Here is a 24,452-nt window from a genome sequence, read left to right on the forward strand (position 1 = left end):
CCTGCCGCGTTCCCGCCGTCCGACCTGAGTGTTATCCCGGCCGCGTCGTTCGCGGTCGTCGAGTAGGGAAGGACGAAGCGGCCGGAAATCCGGCACCGAGGGAACTGATGAATCAAGCTACCGCCGTGACTCTTTCGTGGATCCTCGCCGCAATTCTGATACTGACGATCGCGGGAGCTCTGTATGCCGCGTATTACGCGTCGCAGCAGCGCGCCCGCGCCCGCAGTGCCGAGGCGGAATTGCGCGCCCACGAGGACGAGCTCGAACATTTCACGAGCACCACAATGGGTTTGGTGGCCGACTCGGTGCGCCGCGCCGAATCGACGGTCGAATTGCCCGCCATCGACCGCGGCGGTTCTCGCTTCGCCCAGCTGCTGCAGCGGCTGACCGAGCGTTACGCCGACGACCTGCACCGAGTGGCCGCCGAAACCCATGAACGCACCAGCCATGAGCTGGAATACGAGAAGCAGCAGGCGATCTCCGCCACCGAGGCCAGTATCCGCGAACAGGTCGAGAACGCCTCCCGCGAGGCGACCAGCGCCGCGGTGCGCGCGTTCGGTACCTCCGTGGTCAGCCTGGGCGCCGACGTCGGCCAGGTGGTGAGCGCCGCGCTGCGCCAGCACCGCGGTGACGACGTCTACGAGACGCTGATCCGCATCGACCACAGCGTCCAGCAGATGATCCGCCAGGCGCAGTCGTACGTGATCGTCTGCGGTGGTCTGCCCGGCCGCCGCTGGCCGCAGCAGTCGCTGACCGACATCGTCGGCGGCGCGATCGGCCGCGTCCGCGACTTCACCCGGATCCGGCCGCAGCAGCTCGACCGCGTGATCATCAGCCGTGCGGTCGAACCGCTGGTGCACACGCTGGCCACGCTGCTGGACAACGCGCTGCGGTACTCGCCGCCGACCTCGTTCGTGGACGTCACCTTCCAGGAGGGCCACCACGGCCTGACGGTGATCATCGACGACGCCGGTGTGCGGATGAACCCCGAACAGATGGAAGAGGCCCGCCAGGTCCTCGCCGGCGAGCGCACCGTCGACATCCATCAGCTGGGCCCGACCCCGCGGGTGGGTTTCCCGGGCATCGCCGCGCTGGCCCGCCGCTACGGCTTCACCGTGTACATCGACGGCCCCAATATCTACGGTGGTATGCGCGCGATGGTCTACGTACCCGAGGGACTGCTGGCCGCCCGGCCCGACAACCTCGAAAGCGTCACAGCTCCACCGATTTCCACACCGATCGAGGTCGCCGCGGCACCCGCCGCGGTCGCGAGCGGCAATGCTGCCCCCGCACCGGTGAGCCCCGCCCCGGTGAGCCTCGCCCCGGCGCCGGCCGCCCCGGTCGCCGAGGCCGAACCGTTGCCGGCCGCGGACCCGACACCGACCGGTCAGTCGTCCACGGTGCACGAGATCACGCCGGGCGGGCTGCCGCGCCGGCGGCGGCGCAGCGTGGCGTTGCCCGCCTCCGCCCGCGGGCCCCGCACCGATACCGGACAGCCGCATACCGATACGGGTCTGCCCCGTGTCGATATCGCCGAAGCCTGGCAGACCGGTTCCACCAGCGGACGTGCAGCCGCACATGACAACTCCGAAGGGATGACATCCTGATGGCCACACCCGGCACCACTGTGACCGACGGCGACAACAAGCTGTCGTGGATGCTCGAGGATCTGACCGTTCCCGGCGTCCGATTCGCCGTACTACTGTCCGAAGACGGCCTGCGCATCGCCCACGTCGGCGCCATCTCCCTCGACGACGCCGAACGCTTCGCCGCTGCGGCCTCGGGCCTCAGATCCCTGGGCAAGGCCCTCAGCGAATTCTGTGGCCCCGCGAATACGGTGCGGCAGAACATGACCGAGTACGACGAGGGCATGATCTTCATCACCGCAGCCGGTGAGGGCGCCCTGATCGGCGTCTCGACCATGCCCGACGTCGACGTCAGCATGGTCGCGCACCGGATGAACGAACTCGCCGTCAGAGTCGGCCGCGAACTCGGCAGCCTGCCCCGCCACAGGCCCGGTAGCGATCGGGCATGAGCAAGCACCGGCGCGATCCCGACCTGGTCCGTGCCTACGTACGCACGGGCGGACGTACCCGTGCGAGTCGTTCGGTCGACCTGGTGACACTTGTTGTGGCAGCACAGGATCCGACGCCCGGTGCCAGTCCGGACGCGCGCCGGGTTTTGAACGTCTGTAGTCGGCACGCTGCACTGTCGCTCGCCGAGGTGGCCGCATATCTCGACCTGCCGCCCTCGGTAGTGAAGATCGTGGTATCGGACCTGCTCGACAGCGGCCATCTGGTCAACCCGACCCCGGCGGACTATGTGCCGGAGGTCGCCCTGCTCGAGGAGGTACTGAATGGGCTCCGCGCTCTCGCCGTCTGAGCGCCCGACTGCCCTGTCCGAACGACCCGCCGCTGTGACCGACCGCACGGTCGACTATGTGCCGGAAACGGTCACGCGCTCGGTGAAGCTATTGGTAGCAGGCAATTTCGGCGTCGGTAAGACCACGTTCGTCAGCAGCGTCTCGGAGATCCGTCCGCTGCGCACGGAAGAGACCATTACCGAGGCCAGCGTCGGTATCGACGATATGGCCGGACTCCCGGGCAAGCAGACCACCACGGTGGCCATGGATTTCGGGCGCATCACGCTCAATCCGCAACTGGCGCTGTATCTGTTCGGTACGCCGGGGCAGCGCCGATTCCTGCCGTTGTGGGAGGAGCTGGCCAACGGCGCACTCGGTGCGCTGGTGCTGGTCGATACCCGCCGCATCGACAAGGCGGACGAGGTGCTGTCCATCCTCGAGGAACGCGGCGTGCCGTATTCCGTGGCCATCAACGAGTTCGACGGTGCGCATCGCTTCCCGCTCAGCGAGATCCGCGATGCGCTCGATCTGGAGCCGGGCACCCCGCTCACCGCGCTGGACGCCCGTGACCGCGGCACCTGCCTGCGCTCGCTGATCACGCTGGTGGAATTCCTGTTCCACCGGCTCGAACCGCGATCCTGAACGTTTCCGACCCGAGCAACGCCGCACCGGCCTCCGGTGCGGCGTTGTTCATATCAGGAGCTGTGCAGGGCGGCCAGCAGGGTGGTCAGGATCGGTGAGCGCCGGATATCGCTGCGGAGCACGGCCGACACCGGAATGCGCAGCGGCCGGCCCGCGAGTTTCAGGGTGGCGATGCCTTCGGTGGCACTGTCGGCATACAGGATGGTCCAGGCGTCCGGCCGGTTGATCAATTCCATCGTCGCGGTGTGATCCGGGGGAATCGGCGGACCGTAGCTGGGCCGGGTCGGCAGTTCGGCGAACGCGTGCCGGACAACGTTGTGCAGAAGCACCTGTTCCGCCTCCGGGGGCAGCAGCAGCGGATATTTCCCCAACTCGGCCAATGTCACATCACCGCGGCCGGCCAGCGGGTGGGCGGTGGAGGCGGCGATCACGAGGTCCTCCACCCACAGCTGGTCGACCGTGAGACCGGGCTGTTCGACACTGCCTCTGATGAGAGCGAGATCACAGTCGCCATCCGCGACCGCGGCGATGCGCTGCCGGAAAGGCTTGATGACGAACTCGATTTCGGCACCCGGATGCGCTTCGCGTGCTCCGGCTATCGCGGATAGCGATCTTGTTGCGAAAGACATGTTCGCCGCCAGGCGAATGCGTGGCCCCGAGTCGCGTACAGCTGCGCGAATAGCGGATTCGAGGCTCAGCATTTGTTTCGCAAGGGGAAGTAGCCGAATAGTTGCCTCAGTCGGAACAACGGAGCGTGTGGAGCGTTCGAAGAGCTGAACACCAAGATCATGTTCGAGCCGCGCGATTTGATGACTGATAGCCGATTGCGATATGAAGCAGCGCACAGCGGCGCGACTGAAGCTCAACTCCTCGCACACCGCGACGAAGTAGGTGAGCTGACGCAGTTCCATCAAGATCTCCATTCATGAATGATCTAGATAAGAGTCATCAATATTATGCGCCCTGACCCCCGAAACATCCAGCCTATGAATCGCGTTTACTCATGACAGAAGGAGGCTGTCATGCAACACGTGGATGCGGGAATCGAAACCACCGATGTGGTCATCGTGGGTTCGGGGTTCGGCGGGCTCGCCGCCGCGAAGCAGCTCAGCAAATCGGGAATCAATTACGTGCTCATCTCGGCGACGCCGGAACACCTGTTCCAGCCGCTGCTCTATCAGGTAGCGACGGGTGTGCTCCCGTCCGCCGATATCGCCCCGCCGATCGCGCAGATCCTGCGCAGGCACAAGGGCTCGGATGTACGACTGGGCAAGGTCGTCGATATCGACGCCGATGCCGCCGTACTCACCTACGACACCGAGCAGGGCCCGCGCAAGATTCGCTACGGCTCGCTGATCGCGGCCACCGGGGCCACCCAATCGTATTTCGGCCGCGACGATTTCGCGGAGAAGACGTTCTCGCTCAAGACCATCGACGATGCCACGCTGCTGCGGGCGCAGATCGAGCGCGTGTTCGCCGAGGCGGCGAAGGCCGATCCGGAAACTCGTGAACGGCTGCTGAGCTTCGTGGTCGTCGGCGCGGGCCCGACCGGCGTCGAGGTCGCCGGCCAGCTCAAGGAGCTCGCGAAACGCCACTACCACCAGGAGATCTCGGTAACCCTGGTCGAGGGCGCCGGCGCGGTGCTGCCACCGTTCGGCGGCAGCCTGTCGGAGTACGCGCGCACATCGTTGAGCCGCAACGGCGTCGAGGTCCTGCTGGACACCTTCGTCACCGATATCGAGGCCGGCAAGGTGACCGTGAAGACCAAGGACGGTGTCGAGCGCGGTATCGGCGCCGAGACCGTGGTGTGGTCGGCGGGTGTGGCGGCCGGCGGATTCGCCACGCTGCTGGCCGAGGTCACCGGCTGCGAAACCGACCGCGCCGGACGGCTTCTCATCAACCCGGACTGCACGGTGGGCGGGCACGCCGATATCTACGCCATCGGCGATATGACCTCGCTGAACGGCTATCCGGGCCAGTCACCGACGGCCATGCAGGAAGGCCGCCACGTCGCCGACATCATCCGTCGCAAGAAGCAGCCCGGCACCCCGTTCGTGTACTGGGACAAGGGCTCGATGGCGGTGATCAGCCGGTTCAGCGCGGTCACCAAGATCAACGACCGCGTCAAGTTCACCGGCACCATCGCCTGGGCCACCTGGCTCGCCGTCCACCTGTTCTACCTGGTCGGCTTCCGCAACCGCTTCGTCGCGGTCCTGTCCTGGCTGGTGGCGTTCATCGGCACGGGCCGCCCGGGCTTCGACGAGAGCGACAAGCCGCGGGCGAAGACGGTTCCCGAGAACCGGCAAGCGGCTTAGCGTCATTCCCACCGAAGTTCCACCTTCCGGCCCGCGACAACGATGCGGGCCGGAACGCGCGGCGTCGGAGTCTCAGGCCGCCCGCTCGACTTCCGCGTCGGTGGTGGCCATGGTGAACAGGTCCTCGGCGAGGGCATCGGGATGTACGCGCCGAATGTCGTCGGGTTCCACCGTGGCGAAGCGGCCGGCATCGAACAGCTGTTGTGCCGCACTGTTTTCGATGAGGCGGCTGATGAGCAGAGCGCCCACCCGCACGCCGCTCGTACGCACCTGCTGGTCGATCGAGTGCAGATAGTTGAGCAGGGCCGACTGCGGCACGCTCGAACTGGCCAGCGCCGCCTGCGGTGCGCGCACCGATCCCCCCTGAGCGATGAGGACGGCGCCGGAGCCGCGGGCCGCCATCGCGGGCACCAGCGCGTGCATGATGCGCACCGGCGTGGTCAGGTTGATCGGCAACCAGCTGCGCAAGGTGTCCGCGTCCAGCGACAACGCATCCACCGGTAGCCGGCTCACATCACCCGGGCTGTAGATCACCACGTCCGGAAGCCCGTGCGCCGCCTGCAGTTCGGCGAGTGCGTGGTCGACCCGGGCGTCGTCGGCGAGGTCGGCGAGCAGCACATCCACCTCTATCCCCTCGGCCGAGAGCCGCGTCCGCAACCGTTCGAGCGTCTCGGGGTTGCGCGCGATCACCGTCACCGAATAGCCCGCACGCCCGAAACGCAGCGCTGCCGACAATCCGAGCGCGGGACCGGCACCGAACACTGCCAGATGTGGCATGACCCAACCTCCATAACTTGAGAGGGCACTCAATTTGAATGCCCTCTCAAGTTAAGGTCAAGTCGAGTGGGTTTTCAAGTTGTTAGGGTGAGGCCATGGCCGAGAAGGTGGCGAGTACCGCGGATACGACCGCCGGCGCGCGACCGCGGCGTCGTGACGCCCGGGACAATCGGGACAAGATCGCCGCGGCGGCCCGGCGGCGGTTCACGGCCGAGGGCCTCGACGCCTCGCTGAATCAGATCGCGCGCGACGCCGGAGTCAGCATCGGCACGCTCTACAACCACTTCCCCACCCGGGAAGCACTGATCGACGACGCGCTCCTCGAGTTGGTCGTGGAGTCGGGCCGCAGCGCGGAGGAGGCACTGCGAGCGCACGACCCCTGGACGGGCCTGGTCGACCATCTGACGAAGCTGGCGCAGTGGCAGGCGAACGATCGCGGCTTCACCGATATCTGCGTGTACTCGCTGCCCGCCGACAGTCCGATCGAGGTGGCGAAACATCAGGGCCACACCCTGTTCCGGCAACTGGTGGCCCGGGCGCAGGAGGCCGGGCGGCTGCGTAGCGACATCACCGAAACCGATCTCGGTCTGCTGCTGTGGTCGGTGGTGCGGGCGACCGACGGCGTGCGCGACCTCGCACCCGAGGCGTGGCGCCGGCATCTGACGGTCCTGCTCGACGGCTTACGCGCCGAGGCCGCCCATCCCCTGCCGGGCAGCGCGCTCGATCCCGAACAGGTCCGCGCGGCAATGACTCTCGGGTGAAAGACATTCGGCCGAAGACCCCCGGACAGAGCAGTCCCCGGTAGTCTCCATCGATACCTGAACTTCAGTCGTCGCTGATTGTTCTGGATATTCGACTGGCTTGCCGGGGGCCTGGCCAGATCCTGGAAACCATCTCGTGAGTCGTTCGACGTCTCGTCCGACTACGTGGTGATTTCCGGTGTTCCGGTGTATCACCTAGTTTCCTCCTGATTTTTCTCCAGTCAAGAGCTCAGGAAGGAAAAACTACAGCTTGGCGAGCACTTTTTGGACGGTGAGCCAGGTGCGGGTAGTGATGTCCTTGCCGTAGACGGTCTCCAGCCACGCCATGTGATTGGGAGTCCCCGCGACGGAGTTGTCGATGACCGCCAGCAGGGCCCGCGCCGGTTCGTCGAAGCGCACGATCCGCACGGCCGACGCCAGGTCGCCGGGGAGTTCGGGCGGCGCGGAGCCCGCGCGGTCCTTCACGAACGTCGCGGTGAGGTAGGTGCCGCGGCAGTGCGTGAGGCCGGGAAAGGGATCCGAATCGACCAGTTTCTGCACTTCCTCGCGGCTGCGGATGATGGTGCCGCCGGCGATGCCCAGCTCGGCCTGCAACGCCGCCTGAATACGCGATTCCATTGCGGTGATATCGGTTTCGGTGCTGCCGAAGACGATGTTCCCGCTCGCCAGCACCGACCCGACGCCCTCGTAGCCGAGTCCCTCGAAGACCGCCCGCACCTTCTCGTTGCGCATATTCGGGTTGCTGGGCATGATTCCCCGCAACCAGGCCGCATACCGGTTCATGAGCGGAAGGCTACCCGGCGCCACCGACACCGAAGCCCTCGATTCGACTCCGCGGACGAGGCGCGCTCGACGGCGTAGGTGAGGTGGGCCAGCCCCGCGCCCACCGTCCGGATACCGGTGAGACGCAGGGGCCGCGGTGTCACCGGCAGCGCGTCGTCCCCGTGCTCGAAGAGGCGACTGCCGGCGCCCACCACCACCGGGAACACGGCCAATCGCAGCTCGTCGACCAGGCCACTCGCCAGGAGGGCATGGACCAGTTCGGTGCTCGCGTAGACCCGGATCTCACCGTCGAGCAGATACCTCAACTTCGACACCTGCTCGGTGAGGTCGCCCCGCAGCACGGTCGTGTTGTTCCACTCGGGATCCGACAGCGCCGCGGACACAACGTATTTCGGCATACCGTTCATCCGGTCCGCGGTCGCGCCGGTGCGCCGCGGATACCGGGCGGCGAAGTATTCGTAACTGCGCCTGCCCAACAGCAGTGCCTGCGCGTCCAGCACATCCTCGTGAATCAGCCGGGCCCATTCCGCGCGGTCTTCCGGCGACAGCGCCGCACGCCAATCCGCGGTGCTGAAACCCTCCTCACCCGTCGGATCCTGGGTCACTCCATCGAGCGACACATTCTCGAAGACGACAATCTTTCCCATGGCGGTGCTCCTCTCGTAGGTGGCGAACTGCCACAGAGACAGACACCGCCGCATCGGCGGAAATGGTCGCGTCCGGACCGACACTTTCACCGCCGCCGCGGTGTCCATATTCGGTGGAGGTGTGTCATGACAGACGAAGAGGGTGACGTGGTGGCGACGGGCGACCTGATGGCCGCGGCGCGCGCCGGGGACGGTGCGGCGTTTCGGGCCTTGACCGGGCCGTACCGGGCTGAGTTACAGGTGCACTGCTATCGGATGCTCGGCTCGTTCCAGGATGCCGAGGACGCCCTGCAGGACACGCTTCTGGCCGCGTGGCAGGGCATCGGCGCATTTCAGGAGCGCTCCTCGTTGCGCACCTGGCTGTATCGGATCGCCACCAACCGGTGCCTGAACGCGCGCCGGGCCGCGGGCCGGCGCCGGGCGAAGGAGTGGGACGTGCCCGATGTGGAACCACCGGAGCCCTCCCGGCTCGGCGAGGTCGTGTGGTTGCAGCCCTGCCCCGACGCACTGCTCGAGCAGGCGCCTCCCGGCCCGGAGGCACGCTACGAGCAGCGCGAGTCCGTCTCGCTGGCATTCCTGACGGCACTGCAACTGCTGCCGCCGCGGCAGGTCGCCGTCCTCGTGCTGCGCGATGTCCTCGGATTCCGCGCGACCGAGACCGCCCGGATGCTCGACACCACCGCCGACTCGGTCAACAGTGCCCTCGCCCGGGCCCGCGCGGCACTCGAGCGCCGCCGCCCGACCGGCCGATCACCGGCCCCGGGATCGGCGGACGAGGAGGCCATCGTGGCGAGATTCGCGCACGCGTGGGAATCGGCCGATGTGGACGCGCTCGTGCGACTGCTGACCGACGACGTCTTCATCTCGATGCCGCCGATCCCGTTCGAATACGTGGGGCGTGCGGTCGCCGGGCGCTTCTGCGCCGACATCTTCGCCGCCGGGCGGCGATTCGACCTGGTTCCGACGCGGGCCAACGGCCAACCGGCGTTCGGCGCCTACCTGCGCGGCACGGACGGCAGCAGTCACGGGACCGGACTGTACGTACTGTCGCTCGCCGGTGAGCGCATCAGCGCCCTGGCCCGATTCGAGAGCACCGTGTTGCCGTGGTTCGGCCTGCCCCGCACGCTGCCGAGTCGATAGGGCTTCGAGTACGACCGCGCCGCAGGTTCGCCGGATCAGTCCGATCCGGCGCCGACTCCCGCCTTCTTGCGTTCGATATCGGCCAGGGCGGCGGCATGCCGGGCCCGCTCCTCGGCGGCGTCGTCCCAGGCCTTCTTGCGGTTCTTGACCACCCGGGCCGGAGCGCCGACGGCGATACTGAAGTCGGGGATCTCACCCTTCACCACGGCATGGGCGCCGAGCACGCAGCCGCGGCCCACCCGGGTCTCGCGCAGCACGGTCACCTTGGCCGCGATCCAGGTGTCGGGGCCGATGCGGACCGGACTCTTCACGATGCCCTGATCCTTGATCGGCATCGTCACATCGTCCATCCGATGGTCGAAGTCGCAGATGTAGCACCAGTCCGCGACCAGGGTCGACTCGCCGATCTCGATATCGAGATAGGTGTTGACGACGTTGTCCTTACCGAAAACCACCTTGTCGCCGATGCGCAGCGAACCCTCGTGGCAGCGCAGCGCGTTGCCGTCGCCGATGTGCACCCATTTGCCGATCTCCATGCGGCCGAGCTCCGGGGTGGCGTGGATCTCCACATTGCGGCCCAGGAAGACCATGCCGCGCAGCACGATATGCGGATTCGCCAGCCGGAATTTGAACAGCCGGTAGTACCGCACCAGGTACCACGGCGTGTACGCCCGATTGGCGAGCACCCAGCGCAGCGACGCCACGGTCAGAAAGCGCGCCTGCTCCGGATCCCGGCGGCGCGAACCCCGCCAACGCGAACGCAACGGTGCGCCCCACATGCTCGTCACGGGCCAGCTCCCTTTCCTCGGGCGACGGTTACCTCGGTGGTCACCTGATCGAGGTACCAGCGTACTTTCGCACCGCGGACGCGCGCTTGCGCCCCGGGAAATCGGGTCGCCGCCACTCCCCGGCGGCCGGGGGGCCGGTCGCATTCTCACCCAGCACGCTGTCACGGCGGTGAATGTTCTAGTCTCGTGCAGGCCCGTTACGAACAGATGGGAGTCCAGCAGGTGCGAAGCGGCAGCCGGCGACCCGAGCGCAGCGAGCACGACCGCGGCGGACACCACCCGACGATCTTGCGCCACTCGGTGATTCGGGGAGGCGCCCCGAGGCGCGTGATCGCGGCGGTGGGCACCCTGGGCCTACTGATGCTGACCGGATGCGGCAGCAGCACCGTCGACGACATCAAGGTCGGCTCCGGCAAGGGCTGGCAGTCGGCGTTCCACGACGCCCGCAACAGCGGCGCGAGTTCGGTCACCGGCGCCCGCCATCTGAGTCTGAGCTGGTCGCGGCCGATCGGCGGCCCGCTGGCGAACGCGACCACGATCGGCCCGGACGGCCAGTTGTTCGTCACCTCCCGCACCACCACCGACTGTGTCGGCAAGCCGGGGACCACCGGCATGATCTTCTCCTTCCAGATGCCCACCGGGCGCAAGCGTTTCTGCAATGCGCTGGGACCGGATGCCGTCGCGGCGGCCTCGGCAGTCGACGGGGCGAGCAATGTGTACGTGGGTGACGACGGCGCGGTGTTCTCGTTCAACCCGCTGGGGCAACCGCGCTGGCGCACTCCCGTTGCCGGCGTTCCGGTCTCGGTGCAGTTCACCCACAACGGCACCGTGTTGTCGGTGTCGCAATCCGGTCAGGTCGACGTCCTGGACCGCCAGACCGGCGACCGCGAGGTGTCGACCTATCAGGTGCTGGGCGACCCCGACTTCCTCGCCCACCCGAATGTCACGCGCCCGCCGGACGGGCAGGGCATCGACGACTGCGCCGTCGGCGGTCCGCAGTGCGCGGTGGCGAACGTGTCTGCGCTCGACCCGAATTCGGGCCGCTTCTATCTGACCGCCTGGCGCACGGGCGCCCCTGCGGCGTCCCTGGTGGCGCTGCACTACGCCGACAAGAAGGTCACCCAGGACTGGAGCGTCGACATCCTCACCGACGGCAGCGCCACGAGCCCGGCGCTGTCGGCGGACGGGAAGACGCTGTACGTGGGTGACAACAGCGGACGGCTGCTCGCCGTCGACACCGCCGACGGCCACACGAAGTGGACGCAGCCGCTGGGCTTCGCTCCGCGCGGCGGCATCTCCCTGCTCGACGGCCTGCTGATTCCGGCCGGCGACGACGGACATCTGATGGCGTTGCGCGACACCGGCGACCGCGTCGATATCGCCTGGGAGCGCAAGGATCTCACGCTGCGCGGCCGCCCGGTGCAGACCGCCGGCGACACCGGCTACGTGGTGGTGCCGATGGGCGAGGCGCTGCACCTGCTGACCTTCGACACGAAGTCGGGTAAGACGATCGCCTCCGCCCCGCTGCCGGGCGCGCAGGGCACGACGGTGTCCACCGCGATCGGGCCCGACGGTCAGGTCGTGGTCGGCACCCGGATCGGCGAACTGTTCGCCTTCACACCGGACCGCTGATCTTCCCGCTCACCGGGCCGGCGGGGTTTCGCAGACGAATGCCGTCGCGGTCCGGCCGATCCGGGTGATCACCACGGTGTGGGGGGTACTGCCCCGCGGTTTGATCCGGCGGCGCAGCGCATCGGGGTCGACGTCGACGCCGCGGATCAGGATCTCGAGCGGACCGCAGTCGCGGCGGTGCAATTCGGCGCGCAGCGCCTTCTCCCGGAATTCCAGCCGATCCAGAATGCGAAACCCGCGCACCCCCGGCGGCACGATGTCGCCGGTGAGGTAGGCGATGCGCGGATCCAGTTGCCACAGGCCGTATCTCGCGGCGTAATGGCGGACCAGACCGGCCCGGACTACCGCGCCGTCCGGGTCGACGAGCCAGGTCCCGGGCTCCCGTTCGGGAAGGTCGTCGGGCTCGGCATCGGTCAGCGACCACGACGAACCGTCGCTACGCAATACCGTCGCCCGCCTGGTCACCCCGGCTTCGGTGAGCCCGCGTGACCACAGGCAGGCTTCGCGTACGGCGCCGTCGAGGGAGACCACCTCGACCTCACCGTCCCAGGAGAGCCCCGCGTAGCCGTCGGCCGCCGTCCGGTCCGTTCGCGCGGGCAAGGGTTGCGTATCCGGCCGGCGCAGTGCGAAACGGTCGAAATCCAGTCCGGGAGCGCATTTCACGACCAGATCCCGGTCACGATGGACGGCCAGCAGCCGCTGTAACGGTGGTTGCAGCCGATCCGGATCGTGGGTACGCCGGCCTCCCTCGCGCCGCGCCGGATCGGCGATCACCACGGTGCCGGTACTGCACGGCCGCAGCGCATCGGCCTGCAGCAGAGCGACATTCGGCGCGTCGGCCAGATTGTGCGCGGCCATCGCCAGCCGCACCCGGTCCAGATCGCTGCCCAGCACCGCCGGGCATTCGCGCCGCAGCGCGGCCAGTTCCGCGCCGACCGAGCACGTGACGTCGTGCACCGGACGCCCCGCCAGCCGCCGGGCCCGATGCCGCGCCACGAGACTCGGCGTCGCCTGTTGCAGGGCGTCGTCGGTGAACAGCCACCCGGCCGCCTCGTCGAGTTTGGCCGCCGCGCGCCGGCGCAGCCGCACGGTCTCCACCAGTGCGGCCGTGCGGTCGCCGTAGTCACGCCGCAGAGTATCCAGATCCCGCAGCATCGTCGCGGGAGTCAGCGCGCGTTCTCCGACCGCGGACAGCGCGTCCCGGCCGGCCGCACTGTCCAGATAGTCGACGTCTCGCGAGGTGAACGAATATCCCATCAGCGCGGCCCCGGCCGGTGCGAAACAGCCTGCCGCCCACTACTTTCCGGCGGCACCCGGCTTCACGCCGGTGATCATGGCGTTGTAGAAGAACTGGCGCGGCACCACGTGGCGCAGCACCTTCTCGTCGAGCTTGCTCAGACCGAGCCACGCCTTGTACTGGGCCATCCGGTAGCGCCAGGTCAGCTTCTCCTCCGGCACCGCGGCCTCGAAGGTGCGCACCGGCCAGCCCCACAGCGCGGCGGCGAATTCCTCGGTCTCGGCGTGCACCTGCACGGCGCCCGCGCTGCGGGCGATCTGCTCGAGTTCGGAGGGATCGAAGGTGTGCAGGTCGACGACGGCCTCCAGGGCCGCGGCCCGCGACGACTCGTCCAGTTCGGCCTGCGGTCGCCGCCAGTCGGACAGGAACGGCAGCTTGGTCACCTCGGTGGTGACCTTCCAGGTGATCTGGCCCAGTTTGCGGGCGTAGAAGTTGCCGATGGTGGTCGGCTCACCGGCGAAGACGAAGCGGCCGCCCGGCTTCAGCACCCGCAGGCATTCCCGCAGCGCCTGCTCCACGTCCGGAATGTGATGCAGCACAGCATGTCCCACGACCAGATCGAAGGTGTCGTCCTCGTAGGGGATGGTCTCGGCGTCGGCGACGCGGCCGTCGACATCCAGCCCCAGGTTCTGCGCGTTGCGGGTGGCCACCTTGACCATGCCCGGCGACAGGTCGGTCACCGAACCGGTTTTCGCCACTCCGGCCTGCATCAGATTCAACAGGAAGAAGCCGGTGCCGCAACCGAGTTCGAGGGCTCGCTCGTACGGCAGCGGCGCATTCGGGGCGACGGCGTCGAAGCGACCGCGCGCGTACTCGATGCACCGCTCGTCGTAGGAGATGGACCATTTGTCGTCGTAGGTCTCCGCCTCCCAGTCGTGGTAGAGGACCTGCGCAAGCTTGTTGTCGGTGAGCGCGGCCTGGACCTCGGCCTCGGTGGCGTGCGGGTTCGGCGCGGGGTCGTCAAGACGTGCGGTCATGGTCGCACAGCGTATCGAGTGATCATGCGGAGTGGGTCAGCGGCCCAGGAATTCCGCGGCGCCCGGACCGGACGCCGAATAAGAACGTGTTCCTACGCTGCGGTCTTCTGTTTCGAACAGCTCCGCCCACTCGGCGCGGGCGCGGTCGAGGCCGTGCGGACCGGCCTCGAAGACCCGTTTCGCGGCGGCCAGCGCGCGGGCCGGACCGCTGGTGAACTGCCGCGCCCACCGCAGCGCCGCACCGAAGACGTCGTCGGGGGCGACCACCTCGTCGACCAGCCCGATCGCCGCCGCCTCCTCGGCATCGACATAGCGGCCGGTGTACACCAGATCCTTGGCCGGGCCCGGGCCCACGAGCAGCCCCAGCCGACGGATGCCCGCCACCGGGATCAGGCCCGCCCGGATCTGCGGCAAGCCCAGTTTCACGTTGTCACCGATCAACCGGCGGTCGGCGCCCAGAGCGAGCTCGAGTCCCGCACCGACCGCGTACCCGGTGATCGCGGCGATCGTCGGCTGCGGAATCCGGGCCAGACAACCCAGCGCCTGCTGCAGATCCGCGGCCACGGCGCCGGCCTGCCCGGGCGTCCAGCGCGCGAGTTCGTCGACGTCGTCGCCCGCGCTGAAGATTCGCTCGTCGCCGTAGACGATCACGGCCCGCACCTCGTCGTCCGCCGCGAGGGCGTCGGCGGCCGCCGCGAGTTCCAGCGCCAGCTGCAGATCGATGAGATTCAGCGGCGGCCGCGCGAAACGCAGTACGGCGATTCCCGCCTCGACACGGTCCACGGTCACGAATTCGGCCACGGCGGCGAGCCTACTGTGCGCGGCGGGACGCACCGTACGTCGGGATGTTCGCGCCGGCTCAGTCTCGCTTCGAGCCCTGCAGCCGCGACGCGTCCGGCATATCGGCGAAATAGCGGGTGTTGTTCGGGAACTGCAGCATCGGCTGACCGTCGACCGGTTCGAAGATCGGCATGATCGGACTGATCGCGCGGTCGGCCGCGAGAATCTCTGCGGTGGAGGCGAATTCGGCGATGGAGCTCAGCTGGGTCCAGGTCGGCGGCAGCAGGACGTCCTCGCCGGCCCGCCAGCGATCCAGCGCCTGCGCCGGGGTCCGCCACGCGACGTCGTGCGCCTCGGTGGTCGCGCCGTCGGCGCGCTGCCCCGCGGGCAGGACCGCGACGAAGAAGTAGGTGTCGTAACGGCGCGGTTCCACCACCGGGGTGATCCAGTTGTCCCACGGGCGCAGCAGATCCGCGCGCAGGATCAGATTCTCGTTCGCCAAAAAATCGCCGAACGACAGTTCGCGGCGCTCGAGCTTCTCCCGGGCGCTGCGGTAGGCGACGGTGTCGGAGACCACGGTGTCGGCGGTCGGGCCCGCCAGCAGCACACCGCATTCCTCGAAGGTCTCCCGGACCGCGGCACACACCAGCGCCTGCGCGCGAGCGCGATCGACCCCGAAACGCTGCCCCCACCACGTCGGGTCCGGGCCGGCCCAGCCGATTTCCGCATCGGCGTCGGAGGGGTCGACACCACCGCCGGGAAAGACCGTCATGCCGGCCGCGAAGGCCATCGCCTTGACCCGTCGTTGCAGGAAAACCTCCGGACCGGATGCGCCGTCACGCACGAGCACTACGGTCGAAGCGTCCTTCGGCGCCGGTGGCTGGGCCGGGGTTTCCGCAACAGATTCACTCACAATCGCACCATAACGCGCGCTCGGTTCCGATCGGCAGCAGGTGTGGCGAAAGCGGCGCCGGGGCCCGCCGCGCGATCGAGGTTCAGGCGCGGTGGCGGCCGAAGCGTTGCGAGCGCCGCGCGAAATACCGTCCGTCGATGCGATCGAGGGCGATGGACTGGCGGAAGGCCTCGCTGAGATTCTCCGCGGTCAGCACATCCGAGAGCAGGCCCTGGGCGATCACATCGCCCTCGTTGAGCAGCAGCGCGTGGGTGAAGCCGGGCGGAATCTCCTCGACGTGATGGGTGACCAGCACGGTCGCCGGAGCATCCGGGTCGGCGGCCAGATCGCCCAGTTGCTCGACCAGTTCCTCGCGGCCACCCAGATCCAGCCCGGCGGCCGGTTCGTCGAGCAGCAGCAGTTCGGGATCGGTCATCAGGGCGCGGGCGATGAGGACACGTTTGCGTTCGCCCTCGGACAGCGTTCCGTAGGCGCGGTCGGAAAGGTGTTCGGCGCCCAGGCTTTCCAGGATGTCGACGGCGCGGTCGGTGTCGACCTCGTCGTAGCGCTCGCGCCAGCGGCCCATCACGGCGTACCCCGCCGACACCACCAGATCCGACACCTTCTCGTCCACCGGGATCCGGCTGGCCACCGCGGCCGACGATAGGCCGATGCGGGGGCGCAGTTCGCTGATGTCGGTCTTTCCGAGCACCTCGCCCAGCAGCGTGGCCGACCCCGAGGTCGGATACAGCTCGGCCGCGGCCATCCGCAGCAGCGACGTCTTCCCGGCGCCGTTGGGGCCGAGCACGACCCAGCGTTCGTCGAGCTCCACCTGCCAGGTGACGGGACCCACCAGCGTGTGGCCCGACCGCCGGACGGTCACCTCGTTGAAGTCGATGAGCAGATCGGGATCCGGTTGCGGCACGAGCTCCATCTTTGCCGACGCGCTCGATCCGTTGCCAACGTGGTCGGTGTGCACGCTATCCGTCATAGTCGGCCTCCCGCTCCCTCACGATCCGAATCGGCCATTGCCGCAGTGAGATTCCGCACGTTTGAGCACCCTACGGTGCCACCGCGATCACCGTCATCGAACCCGGCGCCACTTCGGTGAATCCGGCATCCCGGACCGCGGCGATCCTCTCCGGCCCGGCGCCGCCGTTCACCCGGGCGCACAGCCGGGCCCAGTGATCCGGCTCCGCGTCACGGACCGCGCAGCGGAATTCACGCCGGGCCCAGGCGAAGGCCTGTTCCACCGGGAGCGCACCGGCCAGCAACATGCTCGCGTGACCGACCTGCGCCGCCGCCTTGCCGACGGTCATCCCGAGAGCCGAATTCACCCACAGCACAGGCGATTCCGGGTCCGGCGGGCCGGGTTCGTCGTGTTCGAGGTCGGTGCCGCCGATCTGCAGTTTGCGGATGCGCGGGTCGACCTCGCCCACCGGGCCCGGCACCAGGGCGCGGGCCTGGGCGCCGCCCACGTCGATCGTGATGCCCTCGACATGGCCGGCCGAGATCCACTGCGCACCCCGAGCTCGCCGCGCCACCTTCCGGATCCGCGACCGCTTCCACGCGAGATAGCGCGACTCCCACTCCCCGCCCGGGCCGACGCGTGGATCCAGGCACAGCGCGACGGCCGCAGCCGCGGCCGCCTCCAGCACCGCACTGCGCAGCGGCGGTTCGGCTTTCGGAATGTGCAGGACCATCTGCATCGCCTGCACCTGCGCGGGATCGTCCGGATCGCCGCCGCCACCGTAGCCGAGCGCCAGCTCCGCATGCCGGGCGCGGAAACCGGAATCCAGCACGAGCGGCGGTGCGGCGCCGGGGCCGGGCGCGTCGAGCTCGGGTTCGGTCATCAGCTCAGCGGTACCCGGCGCAGCAGACCGTCGCGGGCGTCCGCGGCCTCGACCTCGTCGCGGGTGACACCGAGGATGAACAACACCGCGTCCAGGAACGGGTGCGACAGCGCGGTGTCGGCGACCTCTCGCAGTGCGGGCTTGGCCTGGAAGGCGATACCCAGGCCGGCCGCGTTGAGCATGTCGATGTCGTTGGCGCCGTCGCCGACCGCGACGGTCTGTTCCATCGGCACACCGGCCTCGGCCGCGAAACGCCGCAGCGCCACCGCCTTTCCGGGCCGGTCGACGATCTCGCCGATGACCTGACCGGTGAGCTTGCCGTCGACCACCTCGAGGGTGTTGGCGTGCACGAAATCCAATTCCAGCTCGTGCGCCAGCGGTTCGATGACCTGCCGGAAGCCGCCCGAGACCACGCCGCAGCGGAATCCGAGCCGGCGCAGGGTGCGAATGGTGGTCCGCGCGCCGGGGGTCAGTTCGATCCGCTCGGCGACCTGATCGATCACCGTCTCGTCCAGCCCGGTGAGGGTGGCGACGCGCTGGCGCAGCGATTCGGCGAAGTCGATCTCCCCGCGCATCGCGGCCTCGGTGACCTTGCGGACCTCCTCCTCGACACCGGCGTGCGCGGCGAGCATCTCGATCACCTCACCCTGGATGAGGGTGGAGTCGACGTCGAACACGATGAGCCGCTTGGCCCGCCGGGCCAGCCCCGCGCGCTCGACGGCGACATCGACCTTCTCCTTCGCGGCGACCTCGGCCAGCGCCGTGCGCAGGCGGGTCTCGGCCAGCGGGTCCTCGGTCGCCGGTGCGGTGACCATCAATTCGAGGCCGGTCACCGGGTAGTCGGCGATGCCGCGGATGGAGTCGATGTTGACCTCCTGCGCGGCCAGCGTGCGGGCGATCGTGCTGAACGCGCGAGCGGTCACCGGGCTGCCGAGCACCACCACCGCGTGCGTGGACAGCGGCGCCCCGGAGACCGAGTTGGCGCCGATCTCGACATCGACCTGCATGCCGACCGTCGCCATCGCGTCCTCGAGCTGATCCTGCAGGTCCTCCGGATCGCCCGGACTCGTAACCAGCACACCGAGGGTCAGCCGGCCCCGGATCACGACCTGCTCCACGTCCAGCAGGCTCACGCCGTGCCGGGACAGCGCCGCCAGCAGCACCGAGGTCACGCCCGGTTTATCGGGTCCGGTGACCGTGATCAGCACCGTCGTCTCGGTGGCGGTGCCACGATCGGACTCGGACGTGCCCACGCGCAACTCCATCTCTTCGTCACAGCTCCTCGCGCCGGCGATCGCGGTCCGCCGGCGGCCAGCGAACATTCTCTCAGGTCGGGTGCGGCCACCGGCGCGCGCCGGTCACCGGAGGCACCACCACGCCCTCCGGCCCGGCGTGGCACCCCCGAAACGCCGAACGCGGCGGCCGTCGCACTGGACGGCCGCCGCGCCGGGACTTCGCTACTCGATGCGGGGTACTAGCTCGACACCTTCTCGAGCTCGGCCACGTGATGGGACTTCGAGCCCCAGCCCACGTGCGCCTCGGCCCGCATGCGCTCCACCATGTGCGGGTAGTGCAGCTCGAACGCCGGACGCTCGGAGCGGATCCGCGGCAGCTCGTAGAAGTTGTGCCGCGGCGGCGGGCAGGTGGTAGCCCACTCCAGCGAGTTGCCGTAGCCCCACGGATCGTCCACGGTCACGACCTCGCCGTAGCGGTAGCTCTTGAAGACGTTCCAGATGAACGGCAGCGTCGAGGCACCGAGGATGAAGGCGCCGATCGTGGAGATCGTGTTCAGGGTGGTGAAACCGTCGGTCGGCAGGTAGTCCGCGTACCGACGCGGCATGCCCTCGTTACCCAGCCAGTGCTGCACCAGGAAGGTGGTGTGGAAGCCGACCATGGTCGCCCAGAAGTGCCACTTGCCCAGGCGCTCGTCCAGCATGCGGCCGGTCATCTTCGGGAACCAGAAGTAGATACCGGCGAAGGTGGCGAACACGATGGTGCCGAAGAGCACGTAGTGGAAGTGCGCGACCACGAAGTAGGTGTCGGACACGTGGAAGTCCAGCGGCGGGCTGGCCAGGATGACGCCCGACAGACCACCGAAGAGGAACGTGACCAGGAAGCCGACCGAGAACAACATCGGTGATTCGAAGGTCAACTGCCCCTTCCACATCGTGCCGATCCAGTTGAAGAACTTCACACCGGTCGGAACCGCGATCAGGAAGGTCATGAACGAGAAGTACGGCAGCAGCACCGCACCGGTGGCGTACATGTGGTGCGCCCACACCGCGATCGACAGCGCGGCGATGCCCAGGGTCGCGTAGACCAGGGTGGTGTAACCGAAGATCGGCTTACGGCTGAAGACCGGGAAGATCTCGGACACGATGCCGAAGAACGGCAGCGCGATGATGTACACCTCGGGGTGGCCGAAGTACCAGAACAGGTGCTGGTAGAGCAGCGAACCGCCGGTGGCCGGGTCGTAGATGTGGCCGCCCAGGTGACGGTCGTAGGCCAGCGCCATCAGCGCGGCGGTCAGCAGCGGGAAGGCCAGCAGCACGAGGACGCTGGTGACGGCGATGTTCCAGGTGAAGATCGGCATCCGGAACAGGGTCATACCCGGGCAGCGCAGGCAGACGACGGTGGTCAGCATGTTGACACCACCGAGGATGGTGCCTAGACCGGAGACGGCCAGACCCAGAATCCACAGGTCGGCGCCGACACCCGGGGAGTGCACGATGTCCGACAGCGGGGTGTAGGCGGTCCAGCCGAAGTCGGCGGCGCCACCGGGGGTGATGAAACCCGCGGTGGCCATGGTCGCGCCGAACAGGTACAGCCAGTAGCTGAACGCGTTCAGACGCGGGAAGGCGACGTCGGGCGCACCGATCTGCAGCGGCAGCACGATGTTGGCGAAGCCGAACACGATCGCGGTCGCATAGAACAGCAGCATGATCGTGCCGTGCATGGTGAACAGCTGGTTGAACTGCTCCGGCGACAGGAACTGCAGACCCGGACGAGCGAGCTCACCACGCATCAGCAGGGCCATCAGACCGCCGATCATGAAGAACGACATCGCGGTCACCAGGTACATCACACCGAGGACCTTCGGGTCCGTGGTGGTGACGGCCTTGTAGATGAACGAACCCTTCGGGCCCAGTCGTGCCGGATACGGCCGTGTCGCTTCCAGCTTGGGGACTGGCTGGGGCTCTACAGCAGTCACTGATCCTCCTGAAGGTGTGCCTTCTGCTCGTTTCGCACGCTCGTGCGTTCCGGCGCATGACGAAACGACGGTGGCTTGCGCTAGAGGCATCGTAAACCGTGGCGTCGCAGGCGTCCGACGGGGTCCTACTCTGTGTCGTATTCGCCGCGCGGACGGTGCCGCAATCATCCTGCACGTGGGCGCATGTACCCTACGCTGCATGCCGGTGAGCGAACGCGTCTCCACCCGAAAGCCCAAGACCCGCAAGCGCACCAGTGCGCGCCGGCTCGCGCTCGGCGGTGCGGCCGCGGGCGCCGTGGCCCTCCTGGTCACCGGCTGCGGCACCGGGGGCGACGACGCGTCGAGTTCGATCGTCCGGACCACCACCAATATCGCCGGCGCGAGCGTGGTCGGCATCGAGCGCGACACCACCCACGCCTGCGCCCTGCCCAGCGCCCCCGACCAGACCTCGGGCACCCACACGGTGGCGGGAACCCAGGTGCCCGCGGATCCGAAACGCATTGTCGTGCTGGATACCGCCGCGCTGGACGCGGTCTGCGCGGTGGGCCTGTGGGAGCGGGTCGTCGGCGCGACCACCGCGGCCGGACCGGCGCCGCAGCCGAACTATCTGGGCACCGGCGTCCTGAAGATCCCGAGCGTGGGGTCCTCGGGGGCGGTGGACACGGCCAAAATCTCCGCGCTGCAACCGGATCTGATTCTCGGCGCCGCGGGTGACGGGGATCTCGCCGCACTGCGCGGGATCGCCCCGACCGTGCTGGTCGACCATCGAGGCTGGCAGGACGATTTCACCGCTTACGCCGAGGCTCTGGGACGCGGATCGGCCGGCGCGAAGGCGCTCGCGGACTACCGCACCGACGCCCGCGAAACCGGGGCCTCGATCGCCGCCAACCTGTCGCAGGCGTCGGTGATCCGCTTCTCTCCCAAGGATATTCAGGTCCAGGGCACCGACACGTTCGCGGGACAGGTACTCACCGACGCGGGCGTGCAGCGCCCCGGCGCCCAGCGCGATCGCTCGTTCACGGTGGACAGCCTCGCCACCGAAAGCGACCGCAACAAGATCGAGGGCGACATCATCTATCTGATGTTCGACGGCCCCGACGGTAAAAGCCACGGCGAATCAGTGATGAAGGGCGACGACTGGAAAGCGCTCGGCGCCGTCTCCGACAAGCGCGATTTCGCCGTCGAGGACGACCTCTGGCACGGTTCCGGGCTCACCGCCGCGCGGGCGATCCTCGACGACCTGCGCAAGACGCTCAACGGGTATGTGACGGACTGAGCCGGTGAGGCGCGGCAGGCGGCGCGCCCCGGTTCAACGACCGTCCGCGTCGCCCGCCTGTCTCTCGATACGCGAGGACGTTTTCGGCCGGCCCGGCGGTGGTCGGCGCGGATCGTCGGCGGCCGCGCGTGGGCGTAGCGCGTAGGCGGGCACCAACTGGTCGGTGAGATGCAGCGGCGCCCGCCCGTCCGCGTAACAGACCGAGAAATTCACCCGGCCCAGCCATTCGCCGCTGAACGAGGGCACCCAGTGCGTCAACGTCCCCGGCCGCTCCCCCGTCATATCCAGCCCCGCCCCGTTGACGTGCCGGGGCGTGCCCGGATCCCGGATGAGAATCGCGTCCAACCGCACCCACACCGGTTTCGGCGGCTGCACGAGCACCCGGTAGTAATAGCCGGCCTCGTTCGGATACTGCAGCTGCGGTTCGGTCCCCTCGGTCCGCGGAACGCCGTCCGGAAGCCGTCGCGGCGCCCGGCCGGAGAACCCATCGCCCGTCCCCTCCGACGACACACCCCTACCGGCACTCGAACACATATTCGAATAATACCGAGCGGTCGGCCCGATCGACACTCACCCCACCACATCCGGGCTGCACCTCGTCCGCGCACGTCATGATGGGACGGGTGGGCAGACTTCTCGTGCTGGTGAACGGTCTTCCGGGCGCCGGCAAATCGACCGTCGGACAGGCGCTGGCGCGAGTCCTGGGCGCCCGATTCCTCTCGAAGGACACGGTCAAGGAGGCGCTGGCAGCCTGCGTCGACGCCCCCGCCGATCTCCCGGATCTGGGCGGCGTGGCGATGGACGCGGTCTGGTCACTGGCGCGAACCAGTCCCACCTCGGTCGTCATCGATTCCTGGTGGTTCGCACCGCGCGACCGGGAATTCGCCCGCGCCGGTATCGAGAAGGTAGGCGCGGACCGGGCCGTCGAAGTCTGGTGCGACGTGCCGGCGGCGGTGGCGAGGGCCCGCTACACGCGGCGGCGCCGCGCCGACTTCTTCCACGACAACGAGCGCCTGAGCACGCATTGGGACCTCTGGGCGGACCAGGCGACACCCTTGGGACTCGTCCCGCTCGTCGTCGTCGACACGACCATCCCGGTCGACTACGCCGATTTGGCCGAACGGATCGACCGAGCCACCGAGCCCGGGCGGGCATCGAATCTTGTTCCACCCCAGCGCACTTGACCGATCACAGCTTCGGCGGCGACCGGAGCCTCCGCCCACCCGAACACCTCGGCGACGCGGACAACGTCGGAGCGCTTGCGCACAGCGCCTCAGCCTCGACTACACCTGTTGCCGCCATCCGATCGTCGACCGCGGAGCCCTCGGGATGTCACCAACCTCAGGCGCGGTCGTGAATGGTGACGGCATATCCGTCGGGATCGGCGAAGGTGAAGGTTCGCCCGAAGGGGCCGTCGACGGGTGCGGCGAGGATCGAGACTCCGGCCGCGGCCAGATGATCGTGCATGTGCTGCGCGTCGCCGGCGTGCAGCCACAGTGCGACACCGGCACCCGGGCGCGGCGCGACGGCATCGAGATCGACGCCCGGCAGCGGCGTCCGCACCGCGAAAGACACCGGGGCCGTGTCGAATACGACCGCACCGGGCGGGCTCGCCGGAGCGCGGCGCAATCCGAGATGCGTCTCGTAGAACTCGGCCGCCGCATCCACATCACGCACCTGCAGGGCGATGAAGTCGGGTCCGGTCACAGTAGACATGAGCTTTCTCCTTCTATGTCAGGGTTCTGACATAGAAGGATATGTCAGAATCCTGACATGTCGCAAGAGCAGGTGGACCTCGATTCGTCCGTGGGTTATGTCCTCAAACAGGCCGCCGCCGCCTTGCGCGGCGCCATGGACACCGCCCTGCGGCCGTTGGGCCTGAGCGTGCCGCAATACGCGTGCCTCGAACTGCTGGGTCAGCGACCGGGCCTGTCCGCCGCGGAGCTGGCTCGCGGCGCGTTCGTCACACGCCAGTCCATGCATACGGTGCTGCAAGGTCTGGAGGATCGCGGTCTCCTGGAACGTCCGTCCGCCGCACCGCACGGGCGGGCCTTACCGACTCGGCTCACCGACGAGGGCACCTGCCTGCTCGCGCGGGCCAGTCACCTCGTCGCCGAGGTCGAAGGCCGGATGATCGCGGCCCTGCCCGCCGGCAACGCAGCACGCCTGCACCGAGACCTGACCACGTGCGCGGAAGCACTCGATCCGACGAAGCACTGAACGACTCCATCCACCCCGAGGGCCGACCGGCACACCGGCCCTCCCTACATAAGCGAAACCCGGACGTACGCAATGCGATACGCCCGGGTTCTCATGTGA

Annotated in this window: 26 protein-coding genes; 11 read left to right on the forward strand and 15 right to left on the reverse strand. The window is 68.3% G+C overall.

The features are described from left to right. Window positions 1-125 precede the first annotated feature (125 nt). Genes RJ03_RS18375 through RJ03_RS18390 form a run of 4 tightly spaced genes read left to right on the forward strand, consistent with a single transcriptional unit; the run spans window position 126 to window position 3,004 of the window. Window positions 126-1,607: an ATP-binding protein gene (locus RJ03_RS18375; protein WP_232329293.1), complete on the forward strand. Its 1,482-nt coding sequence runs from the start codon at window positions 126-128 to the stop codon at window positions 1,605-1,607. Continuing rightward, window positions 1,607-2,035, forward strand: a complete 429-nt coding sequence (locus tag RJ03_RS18380) for a roadblock/LC7 domain-containing protein (RefSeq protein ID WP_051024835.1) — start codon at window positions 1,607-1,609, stop codon at window positions 2,033-2,035. The genes RJ03_RS18375 and RJ03_RS18380 overlap by 1 nt, the downstream gene beginning before the upstream one ends. After that, window positions 2,032-2,382: a DUF742 domain-containing protein gene (locus RJ03_RS18385; protein WP_036504052.1), complete on the forward strand. Its 351-nt coding sequence runs from the start codon at window positions 2,032-2,034 to the stop codon at window positions 2,380-2,382. Before RJ03_RS18380 ends, RJ03_RS18385 begins: the two co-directional genes overlap by 4 nt. Continuing rightward, entirely contained in the window at window positions 2,357-3,004 is a 648-nt protein-coding gene (locus RJ03_RS18390; protein WP_083871019.1) for a GTP-binding protein, read from the forward strand. The genes RJ03_RS18385 and RJ03_RS18390 overlap by 26 nt, the downstream gene beginning before the upstream one ends. A 53-nt stretch (window positions 3,005-3,057) precedes the next feature. On the opposite strand, the gene RJ03_RS18395 is transcribed toward RJ03_RS18390, so the two are convergent. Beyond that, the gene (locus RJ03_RS18395) at window positions 3,058-3,915 is read right to left on the reverse strand and encodes a LysR family transcriptional regulator (protein WP_036504157.1); all 858 of its coding nucleotides are present in this window, start codon (window positions 3,913-3,915) and stop codon (window positions 3,058-3,060) included. Window positions 3,916-4,026: 111 nt separating this feature from the next. On the opposite strand from RJ03_RS18395, the gene RJ03_RS18400 reads away from it, so the two are divergent. After that, the gene (locus RJ03_RS18400; protein WP_036504055.1) at window positions 4,027-5,319 is read left to right on the forward strand and encodes an NAD(P)/FAD-dependent oxidoreductase; all 1,293 of its coding nucleotides are present in this window, start codon (window positions 4,027-4,029) and stop codon (window positions 5,317-5,319) included. A 72-nt stretch (window positions 5,320-5,391) separates the two neighbouring features. On the opposite strand, the gene RJ03_RS18405 is transcribed toward RJ03_RS18400, so the two are convergent. Continuing rightward, on the reverse strand, window positions 5,392-6,096 hold the full coding sequence (locus RJ03_RS18405; RefSeq protein WP_051024836.1) for an SDR family NAD(P)-dependent oxidoreductase: 705 nt from the start codon (window positions 6,094-6,096) through the stop codon (window positions 5,392-5,394). Window positions 6,097-6,191: 95 nt separating this feature from the next. Here RJ03_RS18405 and RJ03_RS18410 point away from each other — a divergent pair, with 95 nt between their 5' ends. Beyond that, window positions 6,192-6,857 carry a TetR/AcrR family transcriptional regulator gene (locus tag RJ03_RS18410; protein WP_036504057.1) on the forward strand — a complete coding sequence of 222 codons (666 nt, stop codon included), beginning with the start codon at window positions 6,192-6,194 and terminating at the stop codon, window positions 6,855-6,857. A 243-nt stretch (window positions 6,858-7,100) separates the two neighbouring features. Here the strand turns inward: RJ03_RS18410 and RJ03_RS18415 are convergent, their stop codons facing one another. After that, window positions 7,101-7,640, reverse strand: coding sequence for a DUF1697 domain-containing protein (locus RJ03_RS18415; RefSeq protein WP_036504060.1), 540 nt, complete (start codon window positions 7,638-7,640; stop codon window positions 7,101-7,103). Next, window positions 7,637-8,287: a dihydrofolate reductase family protein gene (locus RJ03_RS18420; protein ID WP_051024851.1), complete on the reverse strand. Its 651-nt coding sequence runs from the start codon at window positions 8,285-8,287 to the stop codon at window positions 7,637-7,639. The genes RJ03_RS18415 and RJ03_RS18420 overlap by 4 nt, the downstream gene beginning before the upstream one ends. A gap of 150 nt (window positions 8,288-8,437) precedes the next feature. On the opposite strand from RJ03_RS18420, the gene RJ03_RS18425 reads away from it, so the two are divergent. After that, the gene (locus RJ03_RS18425) at window positions 8,438-9,427 is read left to right on the forward strand and encodes an RNA polymerase subunit sigma-70 (protein WP_086007280.1); all 990 of its coding nucleotides are present in this window, start codon (window positions 8,438-8,440) and stop codon (window positions 9,425-9,427) included. A gap of 35 nt (window positions 9,428-9,462) precedes the next feature. Here RJ03_RS18425 and RJ03_RS18430 read toward each other — a convergent pair whose 3' ends face one another. Beyond that, entirely contained in the window at window positions 9,463-10,206 is a 744-nt protein-coding gene (locus RJ03_RS18430; RefSeq protein ID WP_174372322.1) for an acyltransferase, read from the reverse strand. Between the two features lie 336 nt (window positions 10,207-10,542). Between RJ03_RS18430 and RJ03_RS18435 the strand changes: the two genes are divergently transcribed. Then, window positions 10,543-11,847: an outer membrane protein assembly factor BamB family protein gene (locus RJ03_RS18435; protein ID WP_245552320.1), complete on the forward strand. Its 1,305-nt coding sequence runs from the start codon at window positions 10,543-10,545 to the stop codon at window positions 11,845-11,847. Between the two features lie 9 nt (window positions 11,848-11,856). Here the strand turns inward: RJ03_RS18435 and RJ03_RS18440 are convergent, their stop codons facing one another. The 8 genes from RJ03_RS18440 to ctaD form a co-directional block, all read right to left on the reverse strand. Further along, window positions 11,857-13,104, reverse strand: a complete 1,248-nt coding sequence (locus tag RJ03_RS18440; protein WP_036504064.1) for a class I SAM-dependent methyltransferase — start codon at window positions 13,102-13,104, stop codon at window positions 11,857-11,859. Window positions 13,105-13,143: 39 nt separating this feature from the next. Then, window positions 13,144-14,121: a class I SAM-dependent methyltransferase gene (locus RJ03_RS18445; RefSeq protein ID WP_036504065.1), complete on the reverse strand. Its 978-nt coding sequence runs from the start codon at window positions 14,119-14,121 to the stop codon at window positions 13,144-13,146. 36 nt (window positions 14,122-14,157) lie between these two features. Then, the gene (locus RJ03_RS18450) at window positions 14,158-14,922 is read right to left on the reverse strand and encodes an enoyl-CoA hydratase-related protein (RefSeq protein ID WP_036504066.1); all 765 of its coding nucleotides are present in this window, start codon (window positions 14,920-14,922) and stop codon (window positions 14,158-14,160) included. A gap of 58 nt (window positions 14,923-14,980) precedes the next feature. After that, window positions 14,981-15,814, reverse strand: coding sequence for an NUDIX hydrolase (locus tag RJ03_RS18455; protein ID WP_036504068.1), 834 nt, complete (start codon window positions 15,812-15,814; stop codon window positions 14,981-14,983). Between the two features lie 82 nt (window positions 15,815-15,896). Next, window positions 15,897-16,727 carry an ABC transporter ATP-binding protein gene (locus tag RJ03_RS18460; RefSeq protein WP_036504070.1) on the reverse strand — a complete coding sequence of 277 codons (831 nt, stop codon included), beginning with the start codon at window positions 16,725-16,727 and terminating at the stop codon, window positions 15,897-15,899. A gap of 127 nt (window positions 16,728-16,854) precedes the next feature. After that, window positions 16,855-17,646 carry a peptidyl-tRNA hydrolase gene (locus RJ03_RS18465; RefSeq protein ID WP_036504071.1) on the reverse strand — a complete coding sequence of 264 codons (792 nt, stop codon included), beginning with the start codon at window positions 17,644-17,646 and terminating at the stop codon, window positions 16,855-16,857. Beyond that, on the reverse strand, window positions 17,646-18,899 hold the full coding sequence (gene serB / locus RJ03_RS18470) for a phosphoserine phosphatase SerB (RefSeq protein ID WP_036504167.1): 1,254 nt from the start codon (window positions 18,897-18,899) through the stop codon (window positions 17,646-17,648). Before serB ends, RJ03_RS18465 begins: the two co-directional genes overlap by 1 nt. Window positions 18,900-19,120: 221 nt before the next feature. Beyond that, window positions 19,121-20,857 carry an aa3-type cytochrome oxidase subunit I gene (gene ctaD, locus RJ03_RS18475; RefSeq protein ID WP_036504073.1) on the reverse strand — a complete coding sequence of 579 codons (1,737 nt, stop codon included), beginning with the start codon at window positions 20,855-20,857 and terminating at the stop codon, window positions 19,121-19,123. Between the two features lie 199 nt (window positions 20,858-21,056). Here ctaD and RJ03_RS18480 point away from each other — a divergent pair, with 199 nt between their 5' ends. Then, the gene (locus tag RJ03_RS18480) at window positions 21,057-22,133 is read left to right on the forward strand and encodes an iron-siderophore ABC transporter substrate-binding protein (RefSeq protein ID WP_036504075.1); all 1,077 of its coding nucleotides are present in this window, start codon (window positions 21,057-21,059) and stop codon (window positions 22,131-22,133) included. A gap of 33 nt (window positions 22,134-22,166) precedes the next feature. On the opposite strand, the gene RJ03_RS37965 is transcribed toward RJ03_RS18480, so the two are convergent. Beyond that, window positions 22,167-22,667 carry a hypothetical protein gene (locus tag RJ03_RS37965; protein WP_174372320.1) on the reverse strand — a complete coding sequence of 167 codons (501 nt, stop codon included), beginning with the start codon at window positions 22,665-22,667 and terminating at the stop codon, window positions 22,167-22,169. A gap of 89 nt (window positions 22,668-22,756) precedes the next feature. Here RJ03_RS37965 and RJ03_RS18490 point away from each other — a divergent pair, with 89 nt between their 5' ends. After that, window positions 22,757-23,317 (forward strand): P-loop nucleotide/nucleoside kinase family protein, encoded by a 561-nt coding sequence (locus RJ03_RS18490; RefSeq protein WP_157163450.1) that lies wholly within the window; start codon window positions 22,757-22,759, stop codon window positions 23,315-23,317. 157 nt (window positions 23,318-23,474) lie between these two features. Here the strand turns inward: RJ03_RS18490 and RJ03_RS18495 are convergent, their stop codons facing one another. Further along, a complete protein-coding gene (locus RJ03_RS18495; RefSeq protein WP_036504078.1) occupies window positions 23,475-23,849 on the reverse strand; it encodes a VOC family protein in 375 nt (124 codons plus the stop codon). Window positions 23,850-23,906: 57 nt separating this feature from the next. Between RJ03_RS18495 and RJ03_RS18500 the strand changes: the two genes are divergently transcribed. Continuing rightward, window positions 23,907-24,353 carry a MarR family winged helix-turn-helix transcriptional regulator gene (locus tag RJ03_RS18500; RefSeq protein WP_036504080.1) on the forward strand — a complete coding sequence of 149 codons (447 nt, stop codon included), beginning with the start codon at window positions 23,907-23,909 and terminating at the stop codon, window positions 24,351-24,353. Window positions 24,354-24,452 lie beyond the last annotated feature (99 nt).

It is taken from the genome of Nocardia aobensis NBRC 100429 (assembly GCF_000308375.1).
GTDB lineage: Bacteria > Actinomycetota > Actinomycetes > Mycobacteriales > Mycobacteriaceae > Nocardia > Nocardia aobensis.